We start from the raw sequence: 17,372 nt of genomic DNA, 5'->3' as shown, positions 1-17,372 counted from the left end.
CGTGCAGGGCAGCCGGTCCGGGGATCGGTCAGACGTCGAGGACCTGGTGGAGGGTTTCGCCCTATCGGCTGGGGCGGGAAGGTCTCGTCGGCCGTGCTCGCCGTCGTAGGGGCGCTGGCGGTGCAGGCCGGGGGCCTGCGTCGGGTCACCAAGACAGTGGTGGGCTTCGGCGCCTTCGGCACACACCACGCCCAGACACTGGCCATCCAGCCATCCGCGGCCTACTGTCTACTGAGTATTCTACTCAGTAGACAGTACGCTGTTGGAGGTTCCATGAGCGTGCGGCACGCCCTGTTGGCCCTGCTCAGCGAAGGCCCCAAGTACGGGCTTCAGCTGCGGCAGGAGTTCGAGAACCGGACCGGGGACGTCTGGCCCCTCAACACCGGCCAGGTGTACACGACCATGCAGCGGCTCGAGCGGGACGGGCTGGTGGAGTCCGACCCCGCCGACACCTTCGAGGGGCCGCAGAAGAAGTACCAGATCACCCCGCCGGGCAGCCAGGAGCTCGACACCTGGCTGCGTACACCCCCGGGGGCCGACGCGCCGCCGCGGGACGAGCTGGTGATCAAGGTGCTGGTTGCGCTGCGGCTGCCTGGCGTGGACGTGCCGGAGATCCTCCAGGCCCATCGGCGGCACACCGTCGCGCAGATGCGCCAGTACACCCGGCTCAAGGAGGACGCCCCGCAGGACTTGTCGCTGCTGCTGGTCGCCGACGCCCAGCTCTTCCGGCTCGAGTCCGTCGTCCGGTGGCTCGACGCCGCGGAGGGGCGCCTCAAGCACCACAGCCTCGACGAACTGCGCGTCGCAGACGAGACCCTTCGGCTTCCGGCCCGGGAGGCCTTGCGATGAGCGCCGTGCTCGACATCCGTAAAGTCTCCAAGACCTACGGCACGGGGACCGCCGCCGTACAGGCGCTCGACAACGTCGATCTGAGCGTGGCCCCCGGCGAACTCGTCGCCGTCATGGGCCCCAGTGGCTCCGGCAAGTCAACCCTGCTGACGATCGCCGGGAGCCTCGAGGAGCCCACCAGCGGCGAGGTCGTCATCGAGGGAACGGCGCTGTCCGACCTCAGCTCCAACGACCGGGCCCGGCTGCGTCGCCGCCATCTCGGTTACGTCTTCCAGGACTTCAACCTGCTCGCCGGGCTCACAGCCGTCGAGAACATCACCATGCCGTTGGAACTCGACGGCATGAAGGCCAAGCAAGCCCGCCACGAAGGCATGCGCGCCCTCGCGGAGCTGGGGCTCGCCGACCGGGCGGGCAGCTTTCCCGACGAGCTCTCCGGCGGCATGCGGCAGCGCGTCGCCATCGCCCGCGCCCTGGTCGGCGACCGGCGGCTGCTGCTCGCCGACGAGCCCACCGGCGCCCTCGACTCCGACACCGGCGAGAGCGTCATGCGCCTCATCCGGTCCGCGTGCCGCGACGGCGCCGCTGCGGTGCTGGTCACCCACGACTCCCAACTCGCGGCCTGGGCCGACCGGGTGGTGTTCGTACGGGACGGCGTCGTCATCGATGCGAGTACGCCGACCGAAGGTCCCGAGAGTCTGCTGACCGGCGGGGAGCCGGGTCGGTGAGGGCCGCGACCCTGGCACCGGCCCCGAACCGTCCGCCGGGCGGCGGGCTGCCCGCCCGTCTTGCGGTGGTGCGCTGGGCCTGGCGGCTGCTGCGTCGCGAGTGGCGCCAGCAGATCCTGCTGGTGTCCCTCGTGGGCTTCGCCGTCGCAGCAGCCGTCTGCGGCCTCGCCGCCGCCAACGCCTATCCGGAGTCCCCAGCCGGCACCTTCGGCTCGGCGCAGCAGCGCGTACGTCTGGAGGACATGGGCCGGCTGCAGGGCCAGATCGCCGCCGCTCGCGGCAAGCTGAAGCCGGTCGAGGTCATCGGCCACCGGGAGGTCACCATCCCCGGTTCTGTACAGCGCCTCGACCTCCGCGCTCAGGACCCGCACGGCCGCTACGGCACGCCGATGCTGCGGCTGGTCGGCGGGCGGTACCCCAGCAACGGCACGGAGATCGCTCTCACCAGGTCCGCTGCCGAGATCTTCCATACGCGGCCGGGGGCGGAGGTCACGCTCGATGGACAGCGACTCGAAGTAGTCGGCCTGGTGGAGAACCCACAGAAGCTGGGCGAGATCTTCGCGCTGGCCGCCGCCGCGCAGGATCGGGTCGCGGGCCGCCCGGCGACGACAGCGGTGGTGCTGGCCGACGTCCCGGCCGACGTCTTCGCCGACTACCGGCAGTCCGACAACAGCCCCAAGTTCGTCCAGGAGCACCGGACCTTCAACGGGGCGCCTGTCGCCGCAGTGTTCGCGCTGGCGACCGTAGTCCTGCTGCTCGTATCGCTGGTCGCCGCCGCCGGGTTCGCGGTCCTGGCGCAGCGCCGGCTGCGGCAGCTGGGGATCCTCGCCTCGATTGGCGCCACCGCCCGGCATGTGCGGCTCGTGCTGCTCGCGCACGGTGTGCTGAGCGGGGTGTGTGCCGCGGCTGTCGGCTCCCTCGTCGGGGTGGCGGCCTGGCTGCCGCTGGCCCCGCACATGGAGCAGGCCGTCGGCCACCGCATCGACCGGCTTGCCCTGCCCTGGACACCCGTCGTCCTGGTGGCTCTCATCGCCGTCCTCGCGCCGGCGGCCGCCGCATGGTGGCCCGCCCGCGCGCTGGCCCGGATCCCCGCGGCCCAGGCGCTAACCGCGCGTTCGCCCCGGCCGGTGCGTGCCCGGCAGTCGGTGTGGGCGGCGGCCGCGCTGCTGGCCTCGGGCCTTCTCTCGCTGGCCGCGGCGCACCAGAGCAACGCACTGCTGATCTGCCTGGGCATCGTCGCGGTGGTGGCGGGGCTGCTGCTGCTCAGCCCGCTGCTGGTACGGCTGCTGGCCGCGACAGCCGTCCGGCTGCCCTTCACCCCCCGGCTGGCGCTGCGCGGTCTCGGCCGCTACCAGGCCCGCTCGGGCGCCGCGCTCGCCGCGATCACCCTGGCCATCGGCATCCCGGTCGCGGTGTCCGTACTGGCCGCCGCCAGTCAGGTGTCGGCCGAGCGGGGCAATCTGGCCGGCAGCCAGATGCTCATCCGCATCGGCTCGCAGGACCCCGTCGTCCCGCGGCTCAGTACCGCCGAATTGGGGCGTCTGCAGCGCGCCATCGACCAGTACACCGCTGCCCTGGGCGGCTCGGCGACCCCGCTCGTCATGGCCTACGACCCGAAGTCGCCGCAGGAAAAGGCCGGTGACTCGGAGGCCGCAGCGGGGCAGCCGACCGTGGAAGTCGGACGCCAGTCCGGACCGCACACCTGGAGCAGCTGGGCTGCCTACCTCGCGACGCCCGAGGCGACGCGGCGGTTCGGTTTCAAGCTCACGGCAGCGGACGCCGGCAAGGACCTGTTCACCCCGAGGGCCGGACGGCTGGATCTCCTCAACACTGTGCGGCGCGATCTCGTGGCCCGCACCGAGCACTACCAGGGCTCGGCTTATTCCTCCGTACCCGACGCGTTCCTCACCCCTGCGGCGGTGCGGCGCTACGGGTGGAGCACGATCACCGCCGGCTGGTTTGTCCAGGCACCTCACGACCTCACCAGGACGCAGGTCACCGCCGCCCGTGAACTGGCGGTCGAGAACGGCCTCGTCACCGAGGTACGCGATCAGCAGGACGGGCTCGCCACGCTGCGCTGGGCGTCCGTGGCCGGAGGCGCCCTGCTGGCGCTTGGGGTGCTGGCCATGACCGTCGGCACCATCCGCGGCGAAGCGGCCGACGAACTGCGCACCCTCACCGCAACCGGTGCGACGACCACCATCCGACGCGGGCTGACCGCCGCCACCGCCGGTTTCCTGGCCCTGGCCGGGGCTTTGCTCGGGACGGCCGGGGCGTACGCCATCCTGCTCGCCGCCTTCGCCGATGATCTCAGTCGGCTCGGCCACGTCCCCTATGTGCCGCTCGCGCTCACGCTGCTCGTCCTTCCCGTCGCCGCCGCGGCCACGGCCTGGCTGGCGTCGGGCCGCGAACCAGTCTCGATGACGCGGAGGCGGCTGGAGTGACACACCACCCGATGGCTTCTGCGATGAGGTCAAGGCGATCACCGAGAAAGACAGCGGCAGACGCGCGGCGCCCGTACGGCTGCGCCGGCCCGCGAGTGGACCCTGCTCGTCACGAGTGGACCCTGCTCGTCAGAGGGGACAACGGTGACATGGTCATCTTCTGGGGGCCTTGCCATCGGCGACGTGCATCCGCCACGGGAGCGGTAGTGTCAACGGAACGGTAATCCCCATGTGGCGGCTTGCTCCCTTACGTCAGTCCCGGCCTTTTCCCGGCTGGGTCCGGTCTCAGGTCACGCATCCAGCCCGGCGGCGCCGCATGCCGCAACAGGTGCTGCACAGCGCCTTTGCCTATGTGCTCCCGAAAGCGCATCTGGAGCGATCGCATGTCCCACCATCTGGATTCACCCGCAGCCAGTGCCGACGCCCGGTTGAACATCTCGGACACCTACGTGTTCCGGGGCGACCGCGGAACCGTCCTGGTCATGAACGTCTGTTCCGACTCCGCAGGCCCCGACGCACCGAAAGGATTCCACCCCGAGGCCCGCTACGAGTTCAAAATCGACAGCACAGGTGACGCCGTCGAGGATCTTTCCCTTCGCTTCAGCTTCGGAGAGGCGCAGACCGATGGCTCACAGTTTGTGCACTTGAGCCGCATGCTCGGAGCTGACGCGGTTGATGACACCGCAGGCGGAAGCGTCCTGCTCTCCGGTCGGACAGGACGCGCGCTCAGCACTGATGAAGGCCTGCGGGTGTGGACCGGCCGCGCGAGCGACCCGTTCTGGATGAATCCGGCAGTGGTTGAGGCGGTGGGCCAGGCGTTCCAACACGGCACAGACGTCGCCCCGCCCCACCCGGACTCCGGACACGTCACCAGCTTGTTCTCCGGGATGAAAGTACGATCCATCGTGCTGGAGGTGCCGGACGAACATCTGCTGAGTGTCACGCAGGGCCGGAACATCGGCGTATGGGGAGTCACGATGCTGGCGACCGATGCCGGCGGATGGCATCGCGTCAACAGGTGCGGCCTCCCGATGGTGTAGCCGATCTTCGCTCAGTTCGACGACGAACTCGCCGAACGCTTGAACCAGACTGACCCGGCCGACGACACCAACGCCTTCGCCCAGGAGATCGCCGGACGCGTCGCCGCGGTCGTCACCGCCCGCGGCACCACGTCTGATCCGCAGGGCTACGGCCAAGAGGTAGCCGAGCGTCTCCTTCCGGACATCCTTCCCTACACGGTCGGCACATCCGCCGTTTTTGGCTTCGCACGATTCAACGGGCGAGCGCTTACCGACAACGCGGGGGAAGTCATGTTCTCTCTCGCGACGGACAGCGCCTTGAGTGTCGGACTGGGCAAGGAAGCTGTCGATGCCCCTCCCACGTCGTCCTTCCCTTACCTCGCACCAGCCGCCTGATGCGAGCAACAGGGGCGCGGAACGCTCGATAGCGTGCCTGCCGCCTGTGGGGTCCGAGGTCGCAGACCCCAAGCGCTGAGCTTGGAACTTAACGTGGGTGGGCTTGGTGTTCCTTGACCGACTCGGCGCGTTTGACGGTCTTGCCGACGTTGTGGAGCTTGGCCCGGTGTTTGTTCTTCGAGCCAGGAAGGCCGTCCGGGCCCTGGCCGGGACGGTTTCGGTGGCTTGCCGCATCACCACTCCCGGTTCGCACACCACAATGCTCCTGATCCCGTCCCTGGTGCACGTGTCGCCGATATGCCTGAAGCCTGCGGTTCGCAGGCGGCACGGGCGGGGGGCGGGCACCCTCCGCCGGCGTACCGGGCCCGTACGTGCCACTGGGCGAGCTGGACCAGGCAGGCGCCCATCAGCAGGTCGGCGTCCGGCCAGGGCGAAGCTCCGGCGGGGTGTCGGTGCGCACGCGCGACACGGAGTGCGGTCGTGCGGGCGGTCGCTTCAGGCGGTCCGTGGCCGCATGTCGGCCAGGGACCGTACGAGTTGCGGGGCCGGGTGTCGAGCGAGACGGTGGTTGGCGACCGGACTGCGTGATGCGGCCGCCCGGCGTCCGGACCGCCGTACCTCACCGCGACGAGGTGATCCCGCCCGGTGTTCCTGTTGTCGAACCGGTGTGACTTCTCGGCCGTCTCCAGGCCGTGTCCGGGAAAGGTACGTCATGGCCAAGCAGGTGACCTGTCGCACGGTCTACGAACAGTCGCCCGTCGAGGACGGCACCCGGGTGCTCGTCGACCGCGTCTGGCCGCAGGACATCAGCGAAGAGGCAGCGCGTCTCGACGAATGGCTGAGCACCGTTGCGCCCTCGGCCGCGTTGCAGCGCAGCTACAGCCAAGACCCCCTGGAACACTCGGAGTTCCGCCACCGCTATCTCGCCGAGCTGGAGGATCCTGAGCACCGACAGGCGGCGAACCATCTGCGCGACCTGGCCGAACACACCAGACTGACCCTCCTGACCTCCGCCGCGGACCCGCACGGCGGCCATGTCGCCGTCCTCGCGGAGTGGCTGGCCCGCGCGGACCCCGCTCGATCGGATCCGCCCTCGCGCGGATTCCTGGCGCGTCGCGGCGGGATGGTCGGGCCCGGTGATTCGATCGATGGTTTCGGTGAGGATCTTGCGGGCGTTGTCCTCCCAGTCAGGCGATGCCGTCGGCTCCTCCGCCTGAGGGCAGCCGCCGTCACCTGACCCGGCCACCTTGGCTTCGCGGTCTGGGGGCCGAAGTGAGTGTCGTCCATGCCTCCGCAAATACCGAGCCGCCGGAGAACGCAACGGTGCCACCCCAAGAAGCGCACGAGCCCTCGACGACGGCGGCGTGCGGACGGCTGAGTGGGCCGTCGAGGTGGCCCGCGGGTTCTTGTGGGTGGCCGCACCGGACGGCGGCAGTGCCGTAGTTGCGGTGCTGTTGGTGGTGGCGGAACTGTTCACCAACGCCGTGCAACATGCCGGCGGGGTGGCCGGCTTCGAGCTGAAGGCCGGTGCGGGGACGGTCACGGTGGCGGTGCATGATGCCAGTCCTCTTCCGCCGCGGCCCCGGCCGATGGACGCGGCCGGGCCGGGCGGGTTCGGCTGGGAGCTGCTGGTGCAGGATCTGTCGATGGACGTGCGGGTGCAGGCCCACTCGGCGTGCAAGACCGTGACGGCCGTCGTGCCGTGTCCAGACGGCGACCCCTACGCCGTCCGTCCGGCCGCACCCGAGTGGACGCCCGTACCGGGCACGAACCGCCGGACCGCTGAACTGACCTGCGCCGGGCGGCAGTACCGCGTCTATCACGCGCCGGACGCCGTACTGCCCTACACCGTGCGCTACACCCTCGGCCGCGCCGACGTCGACCTGGAAGGGTGGGCCGGCCTGGACGACGTGCGCGCGATCGTGCGGGCCGACCGCCGCCGCAGCGCTGCCCTGGAAGCGGACCGCCGCCGTATCGAGCAGGAACAGCGACGTGCAGCCCACCGGATGCAGGGCGAGCGACGGCAGGACACCGTACGGCTGACGGCGGAAGAGCGCCGGGCCATCGCCCGTCGCGCAGAGGAAAAGCATCGTCCCGAGACCGCGGAACTCTACGTCACGCCGATCACCGGCGCGGCAGTGCTGGCCTGGGTGTGCGGGACGTGCAACTCCACGCACGATGACCACCTGTGGCGACCGCAGACCATCGGGGGGAACTGCCGCACTCCACTGGCCGTCGAACCGGACACCCTGGCAGCCCTGGTGGAAAAGCGAGGCTGGGCCGTCACCGGCACCTGGACGGTTCACGGGACGCGCGGGGACACCATGCGGGCAAACATCGCGCCGACCCCGGCCTATCTCGCATGGGTGGACGCGACCTACGGGCCGGACCCGGCCACGCCCGAGGTCGAGGCGGGGGAGTACATCGGCACCGTCCAGCGGGGATGGTGGGATGTGGTCAGCAGGGAAGGGCGCCGCTACGAACTCACTGTCCGGCCGGCCCTGACCGGGCCGGTGTGGAGCGTGCGTTGCCGCACCGCCGACGGATTCGAAACGGTCGCCACGACCGGCGCGGCGGGCACGGTCTTGATCGGCATGCGGGCCCACTCCGCCGAGCGTGGCCACCAGTCCACAGATGAGGGGCACACCGGATAGGTACATGTACCGAAGGCCAGCTGACGGACCGGTCCTCCTGGCTCCGCCAGCACTGCCTCGCCAGCCGCGACCTCTACGGCGAACGCGACCACGCCGAGCCGTCTCTGCCCGACGACCTCCTCCCGGACGCCGCGGCACATCGCCGCATCGGTGAACGCTTCGCTGAACAGGCCTTCACCTTGGGCCAGGGCTTCGGCGTAGTCGCATGATGTCCGTTTCGCGATCATGCGAGCCCTAGGATGGTGAGCTGGCGTCGTGTGTCGCGGGCGTTGCGGCGCAGGCCGGCCGCGATGTTTGTGACGCCGGTCAGCCGTAGCACGAGGCCGAAGCGTGGGCCGCCGACTGTCTTACCGCCATCCTCGCAGGTCAGGCTGCCCACGCTGCCGCCGAAATGACCAGCCAGGCTGAGCGGGAACACGTGCCCGCTGCCCGGCGCGAGGCTGTCGATGCCTGCGCCCGCTACTGACCGGCCACCTCGATCAGCTCCACTACGACACGGCGCTGGAAAACGGCTGGCCGATCGCCACCGGCGCGGTCGAGGGCGCCTGCCGCCGCCTCGACATCACCGGCGCCCGCTGGGGCCTTCACGCAGTGGAAGCCGTACTGCGACTGCGTGCCGTCCTCTCCAACGGAGACTTCGACCCCTACTGGCGCTACCACGCCGCCCGCGAACACGAACGCCTCTACGCTGCATCCGACCAGCGGCACTACGCCCCCACCGCCTGATCACGGCGGTCGTTCGAAACGAACTGCACCCCACCGCCGACCCTACTTGGGGCGACGGCGGCCCAGAGCGCGCGCGAGTTCGCCGACCGGCGCCAGCATGTGTCCGCCATCGCCCGCGCACCACCACACAGCCTCGTGATCCCGCTCCGAGCCGTGGACGCCGAGGTCATGCACGGGGCACACCGGCCAGACCTGCCAGGTCCATTCGAGCAGGCTCTCCTGGATCAGGATCGCCAGGCTGGTCAATGCCATGGCCGGGTCGTCGCACATGTTCGGCAGGATGGGGCCGCCCCAGTTAAGCCGTTCGCCGTCGGCAAGGCGGACACCGGCTCCCACCGGGAACCAGTCCTCCAGGATCTCGATCTCCGGTTTGCCCTCGATCCCACGCGTGGGCAGGTCGCGGGCTACGACTCGCAGTGCGGCGCGCAACGTCTCCAAACGTTCGGGGGCGAGGTCGAAGCCGGGATCGAAGCCCACGTCGTCCAGGATGCGCCGGGCCAGGGCGGTCATCTCCGCCTGCGGCACCTCGGCCGGGTTCCGCTCGACGACCTCCAGGACGGCGCCGGTGTGATGGAACCAGTCGAGCAGTTCGCAGGCGAGAGCGACGACGTCCTGTGGGTCAAGGCTGTCCTCACGCACGCCAAGGTAGACCCTTCGCATCAACTGTTCAGTATCCGCTTCGTACTCAGCCATGGCGTCGCTCACCGGCCCAGTATCCCGACGTAGCACGTTTCCCCGCCGCATGGTTTTCCGGCATGACGCCTCCCCACCCACCATTCGGAACTATGACCTCACAACTTTGATCCGGGCCGTCACTTGAAAGGAACCGCACCCATCGGTGACTACGCCCACTTTGCAGGGAGGTGAGCCCGCGGCTATCCTGATACTCAACAATGCGACTAGGTGCATGGTTGTTTAGCGGTGGCCGTGTGCCACTTCTATCAGCAGCGTTGACGAGAGGCGGTCGGCCCCGTGTCGAGCAGTGGGTATCTGCGCTACGTCGCCCTGGGTGACAGTCACACCGAGGGGCTCGGGGACGGCGACGACGTCCGTGGTCTTCGGGGCTGGGCGGACCGGCTCGCCGAGCAGGTCGCCCGCCACAGCCCCGGCCTGCTCTACGCCAACCTCGCGGTGCGCGGCCGTAAGGCCGGCCAGGTGCGCGCCGAGCAGCTCGCTCCTGCTCTCGCTATGCGGCCCGACCTTGCCACTGTGGTGGCTGGGGTCAACGACGCGTTGCGCCCGGGTTGCGACCTCGACGAGGTGGCCGGCCATGTCGAGGCGATGTTTGCCGCCCTCACGGCGCAGGGTGCCACCGTCGCGACGCTCATGGTTCCCGATGTCGGGCGTATCACGCCGTTGGCCCGCCCGATCGGTCAGCGTGTTCTCGCGCTCAACGCGCGCATCCGGGAGGCCGCCGATCGCCACGGCGTGGTGGTGGCGGAGACGGCCGCGCACGCGGCGGCGACCGATCCGCGGTTGTGGAGTGCTGACCGGCTGCACGCCGGCCCGCTGGGACACGCGCGCATCGCGGCTGCCGTGGCCCACGCGCTCGGTCTGCCGGGCAGCGACGACACGTGGACCCTTCCCCTTCCGGCCGAGGGGACAGACATCTCTGTCTGGAGGACCGTGGGTGCCGAAGTGCGGTGGGCCGGCACCTTCCTCGGCCCTTGGGTCGGCCGCCGCCTGCGTGGCCGCTCTTCCGGCGACGGCCGCCAGGCCAAGCGGCCGGAGCTGCTTCCGGTGGCCGCGCCCGCTGGGGACACCTCCCCATCGGTGTGATGCTCTGGTTTGCGGCGACGCCGGCGGCTTCTCGTGCTGACTGCGCTTCATACGATGTTCTACATCGCCATGGCGGCACCGACGTCCGGCGCCACGTCCCCCGCCAGGCACTCCCCGGCTTGCCCCGCACCCGCGGCGAGTTCCAGCCCCTGCGTCAGATCACCGGCGGTCGGCTCCATCCTCCACAACGACGCCCAGGGCGACGCGGGACTGCCCCGAGGCTGGGTGATCCTGGGCTTGGGACTCGCGGTCGCGTGCCTCTCCGGCTCCGACGTGACCCGGTTCTCCGACCGCAAGGCACTGCACCGCAATTCTGCCGACAAGGAACCGCAGCCGGTCCTGGCTCGGACACGGACCGACGACCCCTGAGAGGCAGGGTTGCTCACACCTGTCCCGGGTAATCACTTTGTTGACTAACCGTGCTGGGTCGGACCGCCGCAGTCAGCCGTCGGCCCGGAGCGCGGCCGTGCGCTGTTCGAGCCTACGCAGCGCCATGTCCCCCCACTGGAGGTTCTCCCGCTCGAACGCCATCCCGCGCAGCAAGGTGAGATACGGGCCGATGCGCTCGGCCTCGGCGAAGTACGCCTCCTCGGAGCGCCCGTCGAGCAGGCGCTGCCGGAGCCGCTCGTAGCGGGCCAGCTTGGCGGTGGCCCACTCCGTGCGCTCGGCGATGGCGGTCCGGACCGCTTCCATGTCGCCCGCGTCCAGGCACTGCACCTTGACCAGCAACTCGTCCCGGATCGCCGCCGGTTTACCCAGGGGCTCGGCGGTGTAGGCATGGATGGCCGTCCGTCCGGCCTCCGTCAAGGAGAACAGTCGCTTGTTGGGGCGGCGCTTCTGCTCGACGACGCGGGCCGTGACGAGCCCTTCGGCCTCCATGCGCTCCAGCTCCCGGTAGAGCTGCTGAGGCGTCGACATCCAGAAGTCGGCAACCGTCGCGTCGAACGCCTTCGCGAGGTCGTACCCGGACGCCTCGCCCTGCAACAGCGCGGCCATCACCGCGTTCCGCAAAGCCATGGATGCACGCTAGCAGATTAATCAACGACGCGATTAAGCAATCACCTCTTCCTTGTAGAAAAGCGTTAACGGGCCCTCTAATCTCAACCACACCTATTAACATCATTGATTATGAAAGGTGGGCTCATGCATCCCTTCCCCAAGGCCGTCGAGAGCGGTGACCTGGACGCCGTGGCCGCTCTACTGGCCGACGACGTCGTCTTCACCAGCCCCGTCACCTTCAAGCAGTACCCGGGCAAGGCGCGTGCTTGGCACGCGGTGCGTGCGGTGTGGCCGGGGCCGGGGTGAGCGACGCCGGGGACCATGGGCGGGTGTAGTAGTCGAGTTCGATGGTGCTGAAGGCGTCGTCCGGCAAGGGTGCGCTGTCGTTGTCGGCGATGATGGGCTGGAGGCGTGAGCCGTATGCGTCGGTCAGGGCTTTGAAGCGGCTGTAGATGCGCCGACCATCACCCCGGCCGGGGCTTCGTCGTGTCTGGCTTGGTGCATGATGTCCCCTCAGCAACAACGTTCCATGGGGGGAACATGCGCACCCGTAGCACCATCGCCGCCATCACGGCCGCACTCGCCGTCACCCTCGTCGGCTGCAACAGCGGCGACGACGACAGCAAGCCCAAGGCCACCAAGAGCAGCAGTCAGCCCAGCGTCGACGTCAGCGCAGCCGAGAAGGCCGCGGACATCCCGGCCGAACCCACCGGCGCCAAGCGCGCCGAGCTGCTCCGGGCCCTTGCCGCAGCCAACCCGGACATCGTGAAGTACGAGGACAAGGCCATCGACGCCGCACGCAACCAGTGCAGCGCCCTCAACGGCGGCGGCAGCAAGGTCGACTGGACCGCCTCGCAGCGCTTCACCTACAAGGACGTCACGACCACCGAGGCGCAGGGCAAGCAGATCGACGAGGCCTTGAAGGGCCTCGGCTTCTGCAAGGTCTGACGAACCCACCCCTGGCCCGGCCTGCACCATGCCCGGCCGGGCCACGGCGTATCTGGGGGTGGACGTGGCCACCAACAGAGACGAGCTCACCAGCTACCAATGACGACCTGGTGTCGGGAACACGGGCCCGCAGGGATGCTCAGCGCCGGGCGGCGGACCCCAGCGTCACAACACGGCCACAGCGCCCCTGCAGCGGCTCCACGCGTCGCATGATGCCCCTCAGCATCCAAGCCCCGGGGGAACCATGAAGACCCGCACAGCCGCCTGTGCCGCACTCCTTGCCCTCACCGCCGCCCTCACTGCATGCAGGGGCGGAGACGACGCCAAGGCCGACCCAGCCGCCTGCAAGACGGCCATGCGCAAGCAACTCCAGGACGCCATCGACTCCGGCGCGAGCGCCACACCCGGCACCCACCCCTCCCAGTGCGACGGCATCGCCACCAAGGCAGTGGAGAAGTACGCGGGCGAGCTCATGGCCGACCAGGTCGGCGCAGCCGTCAACAGCGCCCTGCCCACCGCCATTGCCACCGCCACCACGGGCGTCACGTCCGAGTGCCGGGCCTGGATCGAAGAGGAACTCCTCAGCACGGGCGGCGGCATCGACGCCACCGAGGGCTACAAGGTCTGTGGCAACATTCCCGAAGACGAGCTGAACCAGGCCATCGCGGACGTCACCAACAGCCTGCTGACCGCCACACCCACACCCTGACCCAGGCTGGGAGTTGGCGCCCGTAGCCGACCCCCGCGCAACGGGCGCCCTACCGCCGCCTCTGCGCCTGGCTCAGAGCCCAGCGCCTCCCCTGCTGGATCTGCGGCCACAACATCGGCTACGAGCTGAAGGCCAAGCACCCGCTGTCCTTCACCCTCGACCACGAGCAGCCGCTGTCCAAAGGCGGCAACCTCCTCGACCCGGCCAACGCCCGCCCGGCGCACCGGAAGTGCAACAGCAGCCGCGGCAACCGAACGCAAGCGCCACGACCACTGCGAGCCACCCTCAAGTGGTGACCGCCCTGCCCATGCGAAGCCACGGAAGCAGGCTCACACTGACTGCATGGGCCGATACAACGAGCAAGCGACCATGCTGATCGACGGGGTGGCGTATCCCGTCCACGCGAAGCTTGAGGGCTACTTCGAGAGCGAGGAAACGCAGTCGTTCAGCGGCAAGAGCCGAGTGCGGGGCCACCCCGTCTGGGGCGGCACCGTGCAGACGAACGCTCAGGACCTGACGTGGACCATCCATAACGCGGAAGAGCTCATCCTGCGCGCGGAGGACGGACGAGAAGGCCCCTTCACCGTCAGCGACGACAACGGCGAGGGTGTCCTGCGGATCCGTGGCAACGGCCGAGCGCCGTTCGATATCTGAGGCCTTATCGCAGCGGTATGTGACGGGCCGTGGCACTGTACACAGCGCACGATCGATGCGTACGGAAGGGATGGCCGCCGCCCTACTTCGGCCAGCGCGCGCTGCGCCCACCGCGCCGGCTCTTCGTCCGTGCAGGGTGGCCGAGTCCGTCTTCCCGGCACCTGGACCTTGCTGTCCCGTCCCGCATCCCCATGGGGTCACTCCGTGAAGTATCCGAGGGCGGCGCGCCCTTCGGCGTCCTGCGTCCCCGTGCAGTGAGTGTCTCGCCCCGAGCTGACGCAACCGGCGCTGGTCAGTGTCTGACCAAAAAATTCTGACTGACCTTTGACTCGTCCGTCGAATTTCGACTATTGGTCACGCATAATGCGGCTATGCGAACGACTCAACGTAAGGCCCAGGAAGTAGCAGAGCGTGACCAGAAGCTGGTGCGGGTCGCGCTCGACATGGCCAGCCGGGACGGTTTCCACAATCTGACCCTCGGGAAGCTGGCCGAGGAGGCGGGCTACTCCAAAGGCACCGTCTACAACCACTTCACCTGCCTCGAAGACCTGCTCGTCGAGATCTCGGCGGAGAGCGCACGGCGCCAGCTGCGCTACTTCCAGGCGATCGCGGACCTGCCGTGGGACGGGGTGCGGCACGTGTATGGCATGGCGCTCGCCTACATGCGGCACGCGGAGGTGGCCCCGATGCTGTTCGAGAGCAGTCTCACGGGGCGCGCAACCGACGCCGTCTGCCAGGTCGCCTCGGAGCAGCGGATCAAGCGGCGTGACCTGATCGAAGCACAGATGGCGCAGGTCGTCGGGTATGCCGTGGAGCGCAGCGTCGCCGAGGGCGGCTTCGACAACGCCGAAGTGGAGGCGGCCGTAGCGGTGGACGCCCTGCGCGCCTACATCCTCGGCTACGCGGCCATGCATCTGCTCTCGCCTCGCTTCCTGTGGTCCGGCGAGAAGGCCCTCGATGCCCGTCTGAAGGTGATGACCGCCATGATCAGCGGCCTGGGCTGGACCCGTCTGGCCGCCGATGACGTGGCGAACCTGTACGGGGAGGTGGCCGGCATCGTCGACTCGATTACGGCGCAGCACGCGGTCGGCAGTCACTACCAGTAGCCGAAGAAGGCGGACCTCCCCTGCGTGACTCTCTGTTCACATTCTGTTCACAGCCGTGATGACCATGAACTAGTTGTCAAAAATCGACTGGTGGTCATAAAGTGTGGGCGCCCGGTCCGACCGGCCGGGCATGTGATGCGGAACGGAGGGGCAATGCGCATCAACATCGCTCGCCGCGGGAGCACCCTGTGGCAGGCGTGCGTCGATCTCGCACGGGAGCGCTACGCACGGGACTACCAGGCGCGGATCGCACCGTCACCGGACAGCGCTCTGTGCGCGGACGGGGCAGCCGGATCGGACGTCGTCCCGCTGGCCTGTGCGGGGCTGACGTACGGAGGGGAGCGCAGCCTGCTCATCGAGCACTACCTCGGCGACGCGCCGGCCGACGTCATATCCCGCTCCACGCGTACGCAGTGCGAGCCGGCCGGCCTGGTCGAGGTCGGGCCGCTGGCGTCCAACGAGCCGGGCGCCGGCCTGAAGCTGATCGGCATGGTGCCCGCGTTGTGCTGGTGCAACGGGGCCTCATACCTGCTGTGCACCGTCACCCAGCCGCTCGCGCGCACCCTGGCGCGGATCGGCCTTGAGTTCACCGGCCTCGCCGAGGCACGCGAGGAGCGCCTGCCGGAGGAGCAGCAGGGCAGGTGGGGGTCGTACTACGACACCGCGCCCGTCGCCGGCTTCATCGACGTGCGGGCGTTCGACGCCGGCATCAACCGCGAGGCCGCTTCGGGCTACCACCTGGCCGTCACCTGGGGGCGGGAAGCCTCCCTCACCCCGCAGGGGGCGGGTGCCCGATGAGGAAGATCTACGACGGCTTGTACGCGCCCGAGCGCCGCGACGATGTCCTCGTCGAGCGGCTGCCGCCGACGGCTCGGTCGCCGAGACCTTCACCTACGGGGACCTCGCCGGCTGGAGCGGGCAGATCCGTCGGCTGCTCGCCGACCTCGGCGCCCAGGCGGGGACCACGGTCGGTGTCGTCGCGGGCAATGGCCCCCAGTGGGTGGCAGCGGACCTGGCGCTGCTGCTCGGCGGCTTCGTCGAGGTGCCCGTGCCGCTGGCGTTCTCCGGCGAACAGGCGGCCTCGCTGCTCAAGGAGGTCCGGCTCTGCCTGGCCGACGAGGCGGGGGTGCGCAAGCTCGCGGAGTGGGGCCTTGACGGCGCGGTCACCGTCCTTGCGATCGCGGCGGACAGCGGCGCCGGGAGCCGCGTGGCGCAGCCCGACGGGCTGCAGTTGCCTCCCGACGAGCGGATCATCAAGGTCATCCACACCTCGGGGACCACCGGCGCGCCCAAAGGCGTGAAGATCCGCTCGAAGGCACTCGAAGCGCTGCTGGTGTCGCTCAACTCCGTCTCGCCCGCCGGGGTTTACTCCCGCTATCTCTCCCTGGTGCCGTTCAGCCTGCTCATCGAGCAGGTCACCTCCGTGTATCTGCCGATCATCAACGGCGGCCGGATGATCCTGCTGCCCGAGAACACCGCGCTGCTGGGCACCGCCGGATCCCGCGCCGACGACGTGGTGGCCTGGATGCGGGCCGGACGGCCGACCGCCGCGGTGCTGCCGCCTGCCGCGGTGAGCGCCCTCGACAAGGCGGTCCGCAGCGCGCCGGCCGACGCCGGGCCGGTCCTCGGCGACGGCGTGCGGCCGTTTTTGATGGCGGGTGGCGCGCCCGTCGACGTAGAGGCCCAACTGCGTCTGGACGGCGCCGGGTTGCGGGTGCACGAGGGGTACGGGCTGTCGGAGAACAGCTCGGTCGTCTCGTGGAACACCCCCGAGCAGTGGCGGCCCGGCACGGTGGGCAGGCCGCTGCCGCACTGCGAGGTCAGGCTCTCCGACGACGGGGAGCTGCTGGTGAAGTCGACGTCGCTGTTCGCCGGTTACACCGTCGAAGACCCCACCAGCCGCCCCGTCGACGAGGACGGATGGCTGCACACCGGGGACCGTGCCGAGATCGATGCGGACGGCTACATCCGCATCCTCGGCCGCCTCAAGAACGTGATCATCACCAGTCACGGACGCAACGTCTCGCCGGAGTGGGTCGAGGGCAGCCTGCGCAGCTGCCCCACGGTGGTGGACGCCGTGGTGTTCGGCGAGGGCATGGAGCACCTGTCGGCGCTGCTGATCACCGCCGAGGACGCCGATGCCGAGGAGACGCGGCGCCAGGCGCACGCGTACGCCGAGCGGCACCTGGCCGAGACCGACCGGCCCGAGCGCTTCTTCGTCGTGGCGGACAGCAGGGACTTCCGCCGCCAGTACTTCACCGTCACCGGCCGACCACGCAGACAGAACCTCTTCGACGACCTGATGACGGTCACCACTGCATACGGCCGCTCGGTCGACCTCATCCTCTGAATCACACAAGAACG

Annotated in this window: 18 protein-coding genes and 2 pseudogenes; 18 read left to right on the top strand and 2 right to left on the bottom strand. The window is 69.5% G+C overall.

Annotated elements, in window-relative coordinates; genetic code table 11:
* Window positions 1-273 precede the first annotated feature (273 nt).
* The 8 genes and pseudogenes from BFN33_RS00970 to BFN33_RS55325 all read left to right on the top strand — a co-directional run.
* Window positions 274-849 (top strand): PadR family transcriptional regulator, encoded by a 576-nt coding sequence (locus BFN33_RS00970; protein ID WP_069757915.1) that lies wholly within the window; start codon window positions 274-276, stop codon window positions 847-849.
* On the top strand, window positions 846-1,574 hold the full coding sequence (locus BFN33_RS00965; RefSeq protein WP_069757914.1) for an ABC transporter ATP-binding protein: 729 nt from the start codon (window positions 846-848) through the stop codon (window positions 1,572-1,574). The genes BFN33_RS00970 and BFN33_RS00965 overlap by 4 nt, the downstream gene beginning before the upstream one ends.
* Window positions 1,571-4,018 (top strand): FtsX-like permease family protein, encoded by a 2,448-nt coding sequence (locus BFN33_RS00960; protein WP_069757913.1) that lies wholly within the window; start codon window positions 1,571-1,573, stop codon window positions 4,016-4,018. The genes BFN33_RS00965 and BFN33_RS00960 overlap by 4 nt, the downstream gene beginning before the upstream one ends.
* Before the next feature lie 383 nt (window positions 4,019-4,401).
* Window positions 4,402-5,058: a DUF4331 family protein gene (locus BFN33_RS53630; RefSeq protein ID WP_218108943.1), complete on the top strand. Its 657-nt coding sequence runs from the start codon at window positions 4,402-4,404 to the stop codon at window positions 5,056-5,058.
* Window positions 5,059-5,097: 39 nt separating this feature from the next.
* Window positions 5,098-5,433, top strand: coding sequence for a hypothetical protein (locus BFN33_RS53625; protein WP_218108942.1), 336 nt, complete (start codon window positions 5,098-5,100; stop codon window positions 5,431-5,433).
* A 712-nt stretch (window positions 5,434-6,145) separates the two neighbouring features.
* Window positions 6,146-6,670 carry a DUF488 family protein gene (locus tag BFN33_RS00950; RefSeq protein ID WP_069757912.1) on the top strand — a complete coding sequence of 175 codons (525 nt, stop codon included), beginning with the start codon at window positions 6,146-6,148 and terminating at the stop codon, window positions 6,668-6,670.
* A gap of 127 nt (window positions 6,671-6,797) precedes the next feature.
* Window positions 6,798-8,087 (top strand): ATP-binding protein, encoded by a 1,290-nt coding sequence (locus BFN33_RS00945; protein WP_069757911.1) that lies wholly within the window; start codon window positions 6,798-6,800, stop codon window positions 8,085-8,087.
* A gap of 319 nt (window positions 8,088-8,406) precedes the next feature.
* Window positions 8,407-8,813: pseudogene (locus BFN33_RS55325) on the top strand (ISKra4 family transposase); the annotation flags it as partial.
* A gap of 42 nt (window positions 8,814-8,855) precedes the next feature.
* Here the strand turns inward: BFN33_RS55325 and BFN33_RS00935 are convergent.
* Window positions 8,856-9,452 (bottom strand): hypothetical protein, encoded by a 597-nt coding sequence (locus BFN33_RS00935; protein WP_256122575.1) that lies wholly within the window; start codon window positions 9,450-9,452, stop codon window positions 8,856-8,858.
* Between the two features lie 333 nt (window positions 9,453-9,785).
* Here BFN33_RS00935 and BFN33_RS00930 point away from each other — a divergent pair, with 333 nt between their 5' ends.
* Both BFN33_RS00930 and BFN33_RS52540 read left to right on the top strand, forming a co-directional pair.
* A complete protein-coding gene (locus BFN33_RS00930) occupies window positions 9,786-10,592 on the top strand; it encodes an SGNH/GDSL hydrolase family protein (RefSeq protein WP_069757908.1) in 807 nt (268 codons plus the stop codon).
* A 54-nt stretch (window positions 10,593-10,646) separates the two neighbouring features.
* Window positions 10,647-10,961: a hypothetical protein gene (locus BFN33_RS52540; protein ID WP_141757916.1), complete on the top strand. Its 315-nt coding sequence runs from the start codon at window positions 10,647-10,649 to the stop codon at window positions 10,959-10,961.
* Window positions 10,962-11,033: 72 nt separating this feature from the next.
* On the opposite strand, the gene BFN33_RS00925 is transcribed toward BFN33_RS52540, so the two are convergent.
* Entirely contained in the window at window positions 11,034-11,609 is a 576-nt protein-coding gene (locus BFN33_RS00925) for a PadR family transcriptional regulator (protein WP_069757907.1), read from the bottom strand.
* Window positions 11,610-11,735: 126 nt separating this feature from the next.
* Here BFN33_RS00925 and BFN33_RS51215 point away from each other — a divergent pair.
* The 8 genes and pseudogenes from BFN33_RS51215 to BFN33_RS00895 form a co-directional block, all read left to right on the top strand.
* Window positions 11,736-11,879, top strand: a pseudogene (locus BFN33_RS51215) (nuclear transport factor 2 family protein); the annotation flags it as partial.
* Window positions 11,880-12,131: 252 nt separating this feature from the next.
* On the top strand, window positions 12,132-12,539 hold the full coding sequence (locus BFN33_RS00920) for a hypothetical protein (RefSeq protein WP_069757906.1): 408 nt from the start codon (window positions 12,132-12,134) through the stop codon (window positions 12,537-12,539).
* A 244-nt stretch (window positions 12,540-12,783) separates the two neighbouring features.
* On the top strand, window positions 12,784-13,248 hold the full coding sequence (locus BFN33_RS00915) for a hypothetical protein (protein ID WP_069757905.1): 465 nt from the start codon (window positions 12,784-12,786) through the stop codon (window positions 13,246-13,248).
* A gap of 98 nt (window positions 13,249-13,346) precedes the next feature.
* Window positions 13,347-13,544, top strand: a complete 198-nt coding sequence (locus tag BFN33_RS49145) for an HNH endonuclease (RefSeq protein WP_079140670.1) — start codon at window positions 13,347-13,349, stop codon at window positions 13,542-13,544.
* A 46-nt stretch (window positions 13,545-13,590) separates the two neighbouring features.
* Window positions 13,591-13,902, top strand: a complete 312-nt coding sequence (locus BFN33_RS00910; RefSeq protein ID WP_069757904.1) for a DUF4873 domain-containing protein — start codon at window positions 13,591-13,593, stop codon at window positions 13,900-13,902.
* Window positions 13,903-14,273: 371 nt separating this feature from the next.
* On the top strand, window positions 14,274-15,008 hold the full coding sequence (locus BFN33_RS00905; protein ID WP_079140470.1) for a TetR/AcrR family transcriptional regulator: 735 nt from the start codon (window positions 14,274-14,276) through the stop codon (window positions 15,006-15,008).
* A 153-nt stretch (window positions 15,009-15,161) separates the two neighbouring features.
* A complete protein-coding gene (locus tag BFN33_RS00900) occupies window positions 15,162-15,806 on the top strand; it encodes a thermostable hemolysin (RefSeq protein WP_069757902.1) in 645 nt (214 codons plus the stop codon).
* Window positions 15,796-17,358 (top strand): AMP-binding protein, encoded by a 1,563-nt coding sequence (locus BFN33_RS00895; RefSeq protein ID WP_069757901.1) that lies wholly within the window; start codon window positions 15,796-15,798, stop codon window positions 17,356-17,358. The genes BFN33_RS00900 and BFN33_RS00895 overlap by 11 nt, the downstream gene beginning before the upstream one ends.
* The last annotated feature ends 14 nt before the right edge of the window (window positions 17,359-17,372 follow it).

Origin of the sequence: Streptomyces sp. LUP47B, assembly GCF_001746295.1 — a bacterium.
GTDB lineage: Bacteria > Actinomycetota > Actinomycetes > Streptomycetales > Streptomycetaceae > Streptomyces.
This window is presented reverse-complemented; position numbering and strand designations above follow the sequence as displayed.